The organism is Citrobacter sp. Cpo065 (genome assembly GCF_030332805.1).
Lineage (GTDB): Bacteria > Pseudomonadota > Gammaproteobacteria > Enterobacterales > Enterobacteriaceae > Citrobacter > Citrobacter portucalensis.
Genome location: NZ_JAOWHC010000033.1, coordinates 132,453 through 142,198 on the forward strand (window position 1 = coordinate 132,453; position 9,746 = coordinate 142,198).

The window sequence follows — 9,746 nt, forward strand, 5'->3', positions numbered from 1 at the left end:
CGATGATGGAGTAACGACCATGAGCTTCAATACCCTGATTGACTGGAATAGCTATAGCCCTGAGCAGCAGCGCGAACTGCTGATGCGCCCGGCGATTTCCGCCTCTGAAAGCATCAGCCGTACGGTGGCCGAGATCCTTGAGAACGTCAAAAATAACGGCGACCGGGCGCTGCGTGAATACAGCGCAAAGTTCGATAAAACCGAGGTTGGCGCGCTGCGCGTGACCGAGGAAGAAATCCAGCAAGCCAGCAGTCGCCTGAGCGACGAACTGAAACAAGCCATGCAGGCGGCGGTGCGTAATATTGATACTTTCCACACCGCGCAGATCCTGCCACCGGTGGATATCGAGACCCAGCCAGGCGTGCGTTGCCAGCAGGTTACCCGCCCTATCGCTTCCGTGGGCCTGTATATTCCTGGAGGTTCGGCGCCGCTGTTTTCCACCGTATTAATGCTGGCGACCCCGGCGCGCATCGCCGGTTGCAAAAAAGTGGTGCTGTGCTCACCGCCGCCGATTGCAGATGAAATCCTCTACGCCGCGCAGCTGTGTGGCGTAAAAGAGGTGTTTAATGTAGGCGGCGCGCAGGCTATTGCCGCGCTGGCGCTGGGCACCGAATCTATTCCTAAGGTCGATAAAATCTTCGGGCCAGGCAATGCATATGTGACCGAAGCCAAACGCCAGGTCAGCCAGCGTCTTGACGGCGCGGCCATCGACATGCCTGCTGGCCCGTCCGAAGTGCTGGTTATCGCCGACAGCGGTGCGACGCCGGACTTTGTTGCCTCTGACCTGCTTTCTCAGGCAGAACACGGCCCCGACTCGCAGGTTATTCTCCTGACGCCAGACGCTACGCTTGCCGAAGGCGTTGCCAAAGCCGTTGAACGCCAGCTCGCTGAGCTTTCCCGCGCTGAGACCGCACGTCAGGCGCTCTCAGCCAGCCGCTTAATCGTGGCGAAAGATCTGGCGCAGTGCGTTGAAATATCTAACGCCTACGGTCCGGAACACCTGATTATTCAGACCCGCAACGCGCGTGAACTGGTTGATGAGATCACCAGCGCCGGTTCGGTGTTCCTCGGGGACTGGTCGCCGGAATCCGCAGGCGACTATGCTTCTGGCACCAACCACGTTCTTCCGACCTACGGCTATACCGCGACCTGCTCAAGCCTTGGGCTGGCTGATTTCCAGAAACGGATGACTGTACAGGAATTAACCCCACAAGGTTTCTCTGCCCTGGCCTCAACCATTGAAACACTGGCCGCTGCTGAACGACTGACTGCCCACAAAAATGCCGTCACCCTGCGCGTTAACGCCCTGAAGGAGCAAGCATGAGCACTGACAACTTTCTCAGCGTCACTGATTTAGCCCGTAAGAATGTTCGCGAATTAACGCCCTATCAGTCTGCCCGTCGTCTCGGCGGTAACGGCGATGTCTGGCTCAACGCGAATGAGTACCCAACCGCCGTTGAGTTCCAGCTCACTCAGCAAACGCTGAACCGCTACCCTGAATGCCAGCCGAAAGCTGTGATTGAGAATTACGCGCAGTATGCTGGCGTCAAGCCGGAGCAGGTACTGGTCAGCCGCGGCGCAGATGAAGGGATCGAACTGCTCGTGCGCGCTTTTTGCGAACCCGGTAAAGATGCCATTCTGTACTGCCCGCCAACTTACGGCATGTACAGCGTCAGCGCCGAAACGATTGGTGTTGAGTGCCGCACCGTTCCAACCCTTGATAGCTGGCAACTTGATTTGCAAGGCATCGCGGACAAGCTTGATGGCGTGAAAGTTGTTTACGTATGCAGCCCGAACAACCCAACCGGCCAACTGATCAAGCCACAGGATCTGCGTTCGCTGCTCGACATGACGCAGGGTAAAGCTATCGTGGTTGCCGATGAAGCGTATATCGAGTTTTGCCCGCAGGCCACGCTGGCAGGCTGGCTGTCTGAGTATCCGCATCTGGTGATATTACGCACGTTGTCCAAAGCGTTTGCGCTCGCCGGTTTACGCTGCGGGTTTACGCTGGCGAATGAAGAGGTTATCAATCTGCTGTTAAAAGTGATTGCCCCTTACCCACTCTCTACGCCGGTGGCAGATATCGCCGCCCAGGCGCTGACGCCGCAAGGGATTTCCGCCATGCGTAAACGCGTAGAGCAGATCCTGGAAGAGCGTCAGTATCTGGTAGATAACCTGAAAACAATTCGCTGTGTAGAGCAGGTATTCGATTCTGAAACCAACTATGTTCTGGCGCGCTTCACCGCATCAAGTAGCGTATTTAAATCTTTGTGGGATCAGGGCATTATCTTACGAGATCAGAATAAACAACCTTCGTTAAGCGGCTGCCTGCGAATTACAGTCGGAACCCGTGAAGAGAGCCAGCGCGTCATTGACGCCTTACGTGCGGAGCAAGTATGAGCCAGAAGTATCTTTTTATTGACCGTGATGGAACCCTGATTTCCGAACCGCCAAGTGACTTTCAGGTCGATCGCTTTGACAAACTCGCCTTCGAGCCGGAAGTTGTTCCCGTTTTGCTGAAACTGCAAAAAGCAGGTTTTAAGCTGGTTATGATTACTAACCAGGATGGACTCGGAACCCAGAGTTTCCCGCAGGCTGATTTTGACGGTCCGCATAACCTGATGATGCAAATTTTCACCTCTCAGGGCGTGACGTTTGATGAGGTACTGATTTGCCCGCACCTGCCAGCAGACGAGTGCGATTGCCGTAAGCCAAAAGTGAAGCTGGTTGAACAGTATCTGGTTGAACAGGCCATGGATATGGCGAACAGCTACGTCATTGGCGATCGGGCGACCGATATTCAGCTCGCTGAAAACATGGGCATTAGCGGATTGCGTTACCATCGCGATACCCTGAACTGGGCGATGATCGGCGAGCAGTTGACCAAACGTGACCGCTACGCACACGTTGAGCGCAATACCAAAGAAACGCAGATTGACGTCAAAGTCTGGCTGGACCGCGAAGGCCGCAGCAAAATCAATACCGGCGTTGGCTTCTTTGACCACATGCTGGATCAAATCGCCACCCACGGCGGTTTTCGCATGGAGATTGCCGTCAAGGGCGATCTGTATATAGACGATCACCACACCGTTGAAGATACCGGTCTGGCGCTGGGCGAAGCCTTAAAGCTGGCGTTAGGCGATAAGCGCGGCATCAATCGTTTTGGTTTTGTACTGCCGATGGATGAGTGCCTGGCACGTTGCGCGCTGGATATCTCCGGCCGCCCACACCTGGAGTACCGCGCGGAGTTTACCTACCAGCGCGTGGGCGATCTGAGCACGGAGATGATCGAACACTTCTTCCGTTCACTCTCTTACACTATGGGCGTCACCCTGCACCTGAAAACCAAAGGCAAAAATGACCACCACCGTGTGGAGAGCCTGTTTAAAGCCTTTGGCCGTACGCTGCGTCAGGCGATTCGTGTAGAAGGCGACACGCTGCCCTCCTCAAAAGGAGTGCTGTAATGAACGTGGTGATTCTGGACACCGGTTGCGCCAACCTGCATTCGGTAAAATCCGCCGTCGCACGCCACGGATACGATCCTGTTGTCAGTCGTGACCCGGACGTGGTGCTGCGCGCCGATAAGCTATTTCTGCCGGGCGTAGGCACCGCGCAGGCGGCTATGGACCAGTTGCACGAGCGCGAACTGATTGAACTGATAAAAGCCTGTACTCAACCGGTACTGGGGATCTGTTTAGGTATGCAACTGCTGGGCCGCCGCAGCGAAGAGAGTAACGGTGTCTCCCTACTGGGCATTATTGAGCAGGACGTCCCGAAGATGACCGATTTCGGTCTGCCGCTGCCGCATATGGGCTGGAATCGCGTCTATCCGCAGGCGGGAAATCGTCTGTTCCAGGGCATTGAAGATGGCGCCTATTTCTACTTTGTACACAGCTACGCTATGCCGGTAAACCCGTGGACCATCGCCCAGTGCAATTACGGCGAACCGTTTACCGCGGCAGTACAAAAGGACAATTTCTTTGGCGTACAGTTTCACCCGGAACGTTCGGGCGCGGCTGGGGCACAGTTGCTGAAAAACTTTCTGGAGATGTAATGATTATTCCGGCATTAGATTTAATCGACGGCACGGTGGTGCGTCTTCATCAGGGCGATTACGCTAAGCAACGTGATTACGGTAACGCTCCTCTCCCCCGTTTGCAGGATTATGCAGCCCAGGGTGCTGAAGTGCTACACCTGGTAGATTTAACCGGCGCGAAAGATCCGGCGCAGCGCCAGATCCCGCTGATCAAAACGCTGGTCGCTGGCGTCAATGTTCCGGTACAGGTTGGCGGCGGCGTGCGTACGGAAGCAGACGTGGCGGCGCTTCTTGACGCAGGTGTGGCGCGCGTGGTGGTGGGTTCGACGGCGGTAAAATCCCCTGAGGAAGTCAAAAGCTGGTTTTCCCGTTTTGGTGCCGACGCACTGGTGCTGGCGCTGGACGTTCGTATTGACGAGCACGGGAATAAACAGGTGGCGGTTAGCGGCTGGCAGGAAGATTCCGGGGTTTCACTGGAAGAACTGGTTGAGACCTATTTACCCGTCGGCCTGAAGCACGTGCTGTGCACCGATATCTCCCGCGACGGTACGCTGGCAGGCTCAAACGTCGCGCTGTATGAAGAAGTGTGCGCCAAATACCCGCAGGTGGCATTTCAGTCATCTGGCGGCATTGGCGGAATCGAGGACGTAGCGGCCCTGCGCGGGACCGGAGTTCGCGGCGTGATCGTCGGACGCGCCCTGCTGGAAGGAAAGTTCACCGTTGAGGAGGCCATTCAATGCTGGCAAAACGCATAATTCCTTGTCTGGACGTCCGTGATGGGCAGGTGGTAAAAGGTGTCCAGTTCCGCAATCACGAGATTATTGGTGACATCGTCCCGCTGGCAAAACGCTATGCCGATGAAGGTGCAGATGAACTGGTGTTCTACGATATCACCGCTTCCAGCGATGGCCGCGTAGTGGATAAAAGCTGGGTATCACGCGTGGCGGAAGTGATCGATATTCCGTTCTGCGTAGCCGGCGGCATTAAATCCATCGACGATGCGGCGCGCATTCTCTCCTTTGGGGCGGATAAAATCTCCATCAACTCCCCGGCGCTGGCCGAACCGGAGCTTATCACCCGTCTGGCGGATCGCTTTGGCGTGCAGTGCATCGTGGTGGGCATTGATACCTGGTATGACGCCGAAACCGGCAAATATCATGTCAATCAGTATACGGGAGATGAAAGCCGTACCCGCGTCACTCAGTGGGAAACACTGGACTGGGTGCAGGAGGTCCAAAAACGCGGCGCGGGCGAAATCGTCCTGAACATGATGAACCAGGACGGCGTACGTAACGGTTATGACCTGGAACAACTGAAAAAAGTGCGTGACGTTTGCCACGTCCCGCTGATTGCCTCCGGCGGTGCGGGCACCATGGAACACTTCCTCGAAGCCTTCCGGGATGCCGACGTTGACGGCGCGCTTGCCGCCTCCGTCTTCCACAAACAAATTATCAATATTGGCGAATTAAAAGCGTACCTGGCAACACAGGGCGTGGAGATCAGGATATGTTAACGAAGCAACAATGCCGCGAACTGGACTGGGAAAAAACCGACGGACTGATGCCAGTCATCGTGCAGCATGCGGTTTCCGGTGAAGTATTGATGCTGGGGTATATGAACCCGGAGGCGCTGGATAAAACGCTCGAAAGCGGCAAAGTGACCTTTTTCTCGCGGACCAAGCAGCGCCTGTGGACCAAAGGAGAAACCTCCGGTCACTTCCTGAATGTGGTGAGCATTGCGCCTGACTGCGACAACGACACCCTGCTGGTGCTGGTTAACCCGATTGGCCCGACCTGCCATAAAGGCAATTCAAGCTGCTTTGGCGACATTAGCCACCAGTGGCTGTTCCTGTATCAGCTTGAGCAATTGCTGGCCGAACGTAAAACCGCTGACCCAGCCAGCTCCTACACCGCGAAACTGTATGCCAGCGGCACCAAACGCATCGCGCAGAAAGTGGGCGAAGAAGGCGTAGAAACCGCGCTGGCCGCTACGGTGAACGACCGTTTTGAGCTGACAAATGAAGCTTCTGATCTGATGTATCACCTGCTGGTTTTGTTGCAAGATCAGGACCTCGATCTGACGACGGTGATTGAGAATTTACGTAAGCGTCATCAGTAAGTTGCAGACGTAAAAAAACCGGGCGCTGCCCGGTTTTTTGTTGTCAGGTTCAAACTTACTCAGCTTTGGCTTTGTAACCGCGCAGAGCATTTCGCCCCAGCACTACGCCTGCACCAATCATCCCACCGAGCAGAACTGCCAGTACGAGGGTAATCGCTTTTTTCGGGCTGTCACGACGAATCGGTAACGTTGGTTTCATCACATAGCGGTAGGCGTGTAACTCAGCCCCTTCAAGCTTAAGATTTTCAATATCCAAAAGCTTTTGCTTGGTCTGGAAGTAGTTATCAGACAATATCAAAGGACGTGTAGATTCGTGCTCAATCATGGACTTCAGGGCATCACTCCCCAACAGGAACATACTGTCCTGCGTCACATCCTGCGTCTGCTGAATTTGCGGCTTAGTCACCCCGGCCTGCTCTGCATAACGCAGCGCTTCCTGAATTTGTTTAATTCGCAGATCTTTTTGCTCCTGAGCAACCACTTCCTGAGTTTTCAGAGAGTCTTGCAACGTGGTGGTTTGCAACTTGATATTATCAACCAGGTCAAGCTTCAGCTCTTTAGCGACCTTTTCATCTGTTTGTTGAATGTATTCAGCCAGCTGACGCTGAGCGTCTTCAGGTGAGCCACCCACATAAGAAACCGCTAACGGCAGCGGTTGACCTTTAACAGACTGTTCAATTGACAGTTTCTGTGGTTCTTCCTGATTATCAAGCGTTTCAGCCAATGCAGAGAGAGAAGTACTGAAACGACCAACCACGTTTGTCTGCAGTTCAGTAGCCTTGGGGGCGCTGACACCATACAACACATTGAGGGCGTTGTTATATGTGGCTATCTGACCAACATCCGGTTGAGTAATAATGGCTGTTGAGGTCCATTTCTCCTTAGCAACTACCAAATAGCCCACAGCAAGTACTATGGCAATAACAATCGCGATAACGATTGTTACTTTCCCACGCCACAACTGTACCAGTAAATCAATCAGATCAATCTGTTCCGGATCGTGATTGCGCCCGGACATGCTGTTATCACTTACAGACATAGAAACCCTAGGTAAGGAAAGACTTAAACTGGGGTTAGTTTAGCTATAAATTGCGGCAATACCATAGGATTAATGATAAAAAAATCAAATTGTTTCAGGTATTTTGATTGGTATTTCAAACACTACTGGAAAACGATACGTTTAAAAAAGTGGACTGATGCAGACACGTAATGGACCGTAGAGACGCGCACGCCCGCAGCCAGCATGAGCCCTATCACGTCGACAATATCAGCAATAGTTAACCGGTTGAGCTAATGGACTATATCCAGGCTCTGGAAGATGCACTGAGTATTGAAGCGAAGAAAAATATGCTACCGCTACCGCCAGGTGATGTGCTGGAAACCAGCGAGGACACTAAAGCACTGTATGAGGTAATTGGTTTTAAACATGAAACCACGGTAAAAGATGGGGTGAAGAACTTTGTTGACTGGTACCGTGATTTCTACAAAGTTTGATTACTGGCCTGATTAAAATAAAAAAGGCCTTATATTAAGGCCTTTTTTATGGAGACGAGATTAATCACTACCAAACAAATCGCGGGTATAAACTTTATCGGCAACATCAGCTAATTCTGACACCATGCGGTTAGAAATAATAATATCCGCTTCATTTTTGAACACATTAAGATCACGCACTACCCGAGAGTGGAAAAATTCGTCCTCTTCAACGACGGGTTCGTAAATAATCACGGGCACGCCCTTTGCCTTAATGCGCTTCATGATGCCCTGAATGGATGATGCACGGAAATTATCGGAACCGCTTTTCATAATTAAACGGTATACGCCAACTACTTTAGGGTGACGGGCAAGAATAGAGTCTGCAATGAAGTCCTTACGCGTACGGTTAGCATCAACGATTGCGCCAATAATGTTATTCGGCACAGATGCATAATTCGCCAACAGCTGCTTAGTATCTTTTGGCAAGCAGTAGCCACCGTAACCGAATGACGGGTTATTGTAGTGATTACCGATACGGGGATCCAGGCACACGCCTTCAATAATCTGCCGTGAGTTCAGACCAAGGCTTTCGGCATAGCTATCCAGTTCGTTAAAGTAGGCCACACGTAACGCCAGATAGGTGTTAGCGAACAACTTGATGGCTTCGGCTTCAGTCGAGTCGGTAAATAAGGTCGGGATATCTTTCTTCACTGCACCTTTCAGCAGCAACCCGGCAAAGCGCTCGGCACGTTCAGAACGTTCACCAATAACGATACGAGACGGGTGCAGGTTGTCGTATAGGGCTTTACCCTCACGCAGGAATTCAGGGGAGAAGATGATATTATCTGTTCTATATTTTTGACGCATTGATTGAGTAAAACCGACAGGAACTGTCGATTTTATTATCATTAAGGCATCTGGATTTATTTCAATAACATCCTGTATGACTGACTCGACACTGCTAGTATCAAAGTAATTAGTTTTAGGATCGTAGTCTGTTGGGGTTGCAATAATGACAAACTCTGCACTCTGATAAGCGTAGTATTTATCTAGTGTAGCTTCGAATTTTATATCTTTAGATTGCAGATACTGTTCAATTTCTTGATCAACTATCGGAGACATCCGATTATTTAGCATCTCGACACGTGAGGGAACAATGTCCAGAGCAATGACCTTATGATGTTGGGCGATAAGAAGACTATTTGACAGACCAACATACCCAGTACCAGAAATGGCGATTTTCATTTCATGCTCTCAGTATTATCTTAATATTTAATCATGATGCCGTACATCTTGATAAGAGAATAATGTTTTAACTTTTTTTTGAATATCATGTCAACGATGGTTAAAACAATTAAGATTTTCTTTATCAGATTACGCCAGGAATATTAAGAAAAGATTAAGCAATCAACTTAAATCAATAGAATTTGAGATAATAAATATCCTCCGGCATAGCCGGAGGTTTTTCTGATGCGCCTATAAGGCTCTGTTACCAGCCGCGCCCTAACAGGCGCATACGATCTGACATTTGCATCAGACTTCGTTACTTACGGCCCGTAAACGGGCTACCCGGATAAGGGATCGATAACTGCTCGCCCATTTTATCCTCTGCAAGCTGGTGCTTTATGTATTCCTGTATCCTTGCTGTGTTCTTACCCACCGTATCTACGTAATACCCACGACACCAGAACTCCCTGTTCCTGTATTTAAACTTCATATCACCAAACTGCTCATACAACATCAGACTGCTTTTACCTTTCAGATAACCCATAAAACCGGATACGCTCATTTTGGGCGGGATTTCCACAAGCATATGGATATGATCTGCACAGCATTCCGCTTCCAGGATCCGCACGTTTTTCCACTCACACAGCTTTCTTAAGATGCTGCCTATCGCCCTACGTTTCTCCCCGTAGAATGCTTGTCTTCGGTATTTGGGCGCAAAAACTATGTGATATTTACAGTTCCATCGGGTGTGCGCTAAGCTCTTTTCGTCCCCCATTGGGACCCCCTTTTGATTTCTTGTTTAACCCTTGCAGTTGCCAGACCGCAAGGTGTTTTAACAAATCAAAAGGGGTTTTAATAACTGGCCCAAAGCTGAAAGCTTTCCGGAACC

The 9,746-nt window shown here is 51.3% G+C and carries 10 protein-coding genes and 1 pseudogene; 8 read left to right on the forward strand and 3 right to left on the reverse strand.

Annotation, left to right across the window (positions count from 1 at the left end; all coding sequences use genetic code 11):
- Positions 1 to 19 precede the first annotated feature (19 nt).
- Genes hisD through hisIE form a run of 7 tightly spaced genes read left to right on the forward strand, consistent with a single transcriptional unit; the run spans position 20 to position 6,154 of the window.
- Complete coding sequence (hisD, locus tag OGY68_RS16040; protein WP_048235082.1) at positions 20 to 1,324, forward strand: histidinol dehydrogenase; 1,305 nt, start codon at positions 20 to 22, stop codon at positions 1,322 to 1,324.
- Positions 1,321 to 2,400 carry a histidinol-phosphate transaminase gene (gene hisC / locus OGY68_RS16045; protein WP_008785164.1) on the forward strand — a complete coding sequence of 360 codons (1,080 nt, stop codon included), beginning with the start codon at positions 1,321 to 1,323 and terminating at the stop codon, positions 2,398 to 2,400. Before hisD ends, hisC begins: the two co-directional genes overlap by 4 nt.
- On the forward strand, positions 2,397 to 3,464 hold the full coding sequence (gene hisB, locus OGY68_RS16050; RefSeq protein WP_000080054.1) for a bifunctional histidinol-phosphatase/imidazoleglycerol-phosphate dehydratase HisB: 1,068 nt from the start codon (positions 2,397 to 2,399) through the stop codon (positions 3,462 to 3,464). Before hisC ends, hisB begins: the two co-directional genes overlap by 4 nt.
- Positions 3,464 to 4,054 carry an imidazole glycerol phosphate synthase subunit HisH gene (gene hisH, locus OGY68_RS16055; RefSeq protein ID WP_001103544.1) on the forward strand — a complete coding sequence of 197 codons (591 nt, stop codon included), beginning with the start codon at positions 3,464 to 3,466 and terminating at the stop codon, positions 4,052 to 4,054. The genes hisB and hisH overlap by 1 nt, the downstream gene beginning before the upstream one ends.
- Positions 4,054 to 4,791 (forward strand): 1-(5-phosphoribosyl)-5-[(5-phosphoribosylamino)methylideneamino]imidazole-4-carboxamide isomerase, encoded by a 738-nt coding sequence (gene hisA / locus OGY68_RS16060; RefSeq protein WP_286617250.1) that lies wholly within the window; start codon positions 4,054 to 4,056, stop codon positions 4,789 to 4,791. The genes hisH and hisA overlap by 1 nt, the downstream gene beginning before the upstream one ends.
- Positions 4,773 to 5,549, forward strand: coding sequence for an imidazole glycerol phosphate synthase subunit HisF (hisF, locus tag OGY68_RS16065; RefSeq protein WP_019077116.1), 777 nt, complete (start codon positions 4,773 to 4,775; stop codon positions 5,547 to 5,549). The genes hisA and hisF overlap by 19 nt, the downstream gene beginning before the upstream one ends.
- Positions 5,543 to 6,154, forward strand: a complete 612-nt coding sequence (hisIE, locus tag OGY68_RS16070) for a bifunctional phosphoribosyl-AMP cyclohydrolase/phosphoribosyl-ATP diphosphatase HisIE (RefSeq protein WP_057067500.1) — start codon at positions 5,543 to 5,545, stop codon at positions 6,152 to 6,154. Before hisF ends, hisIE begins: the two co-directional genes overlap by 7 nt.
- A 55-nt stretch (positions 6,155 to 6,209) precedes the next feature.
- On the opposite strand, the gene wzzB is transcribed toward hisIE, so the two are convergent.
- The gene (gene wzzB, locus OGY68_RS16075; RefSeq protein WP_057067499.1) at positions 6,210 to 7,193 is read right to left on the reverse strand and encodes an LPS O-antigen chain length determinant protein WzzB; all 984 of its coding nucleotides are present in this window, start codon (positions 7,191 to 7,193) and stop codon (positions 6,210 to 6,212) included.
- Between the two features lie 171 nt (positions 7,194 to 7,364).
- On the opposite strand from wzzB, the pseudogene OGY68_RS16080 reads away from it, so the two are divergent.
- Positions 7,365 to 7,648, forward strand: a pseudogene (locus OGY68_RS16080) (protein CapI); the annotation flags it as partial.
- Positions 7,649 to 7,708: 60 nt separating this feature from the next.
- On the opposite strand, the gene ugd reads toward OGY68_RS16080, so the two are convergent.
- Both ugd and tnpA read right to left on the reverse strand, forming a co-directional pair.
- Positions 7,709 to 8,875: a UDP-glucose 6-dehydrogenase gene (gene ugd / locus OGY68_RS16085; RefSeq protein WP_057067497.1), complete on the reverse strand. Its 1,167-nt coding sequence runs from the start codon at positions 8,873 to 8,875 to the stop codon at positions 7,709 to 7,711.
- Between the two features lie 298 nt (positions 8,876 to 9,173).
- Positions 9,174 to 9,632, reverse strand: coding sequence for an IS200/IS605 family transposase (gene tnpA, locus OGY68_RS16090; RefSeq protein ID WP_057069660.1), 459 nt, complete (start codon positions 9,630 to 9,632; stop codon positions 9,174 to 9,176).
- Positions 9,633 to 9,746: the final 114 nt, after the last annotated feature.

What these genes read in the sequence shown, in the direction of transcription:
- hisD (WP_048235082.1), top strand. Translation starts at nt 20, where the DNA reads ATGAGCTTCAATACCCTGATTGACTGGAATAGCTATAGCCCTGAGCAG.
- hisC (WP_008785164.1), top strand. Translation starts at nt 1,321, where the DNA reads ATGAGCACTGACAACTTTCTCAGCGTCACTGATTTAGCCCGTAAGAAT.
- hisB (WP_000080054.1), top strand. Translation starts at nt 2,397, where the DNA reads ATGAGCCAGAAGTATCTTTTTATTGACCGTGATGGAACCCTGATTTCC.
- hisH (WP_001103544.1), top strand. Translation starts at nt 3,464, where the DNA reads ATGAACGTGGTGATTCTGGACACCGGTTGCGCCAACCTGCATTCGGTA.
- hisA (WP_286617250.1), top strand. Translation starts at nt 4,054, where the DNA reads ATGATTATTCCGGCATTAGATTTAATCGACGGCACGGTGGTGCGTCTT.
- hisF (WP_019077116.1), top strand. Translation starts at nt 4,773, where the DNA reads ATGCTGGCAAAACGCATAATTCCTTGTCTGGACGTCCGTGATGGGCAG.
- hisIE (WP_057067500.1), top strand. Translation starts at nt 5,543, where the DNA reads ATGTTAACGAAGCAACAATGCCGCGAACTGGACTGGGAAAAAACCGAC.
- wzzB (WP_057067499.1), bottom strand. Translation starts at nt 7,193, where the DNA reads ATGTCTGTAAGTGATAACAGCATGTCCGGGCGCAATCACGATCCGGAA.
- ugd (WP_057067497.1), bottom strand. Translation starts at nt 8,875, where the DNA reads ATGAAAATCGCCATTTCTGGTACTGGGTATGTTGGTCTGTCAAATAGT.
- tnpA (WP_057069660.1), bottom strand. Translation starts at nt 9,632, where the DNA reads ATGGGGGACGAAAAGAGCTTAGCGCACACCCGATGGAACTGTAAATAT.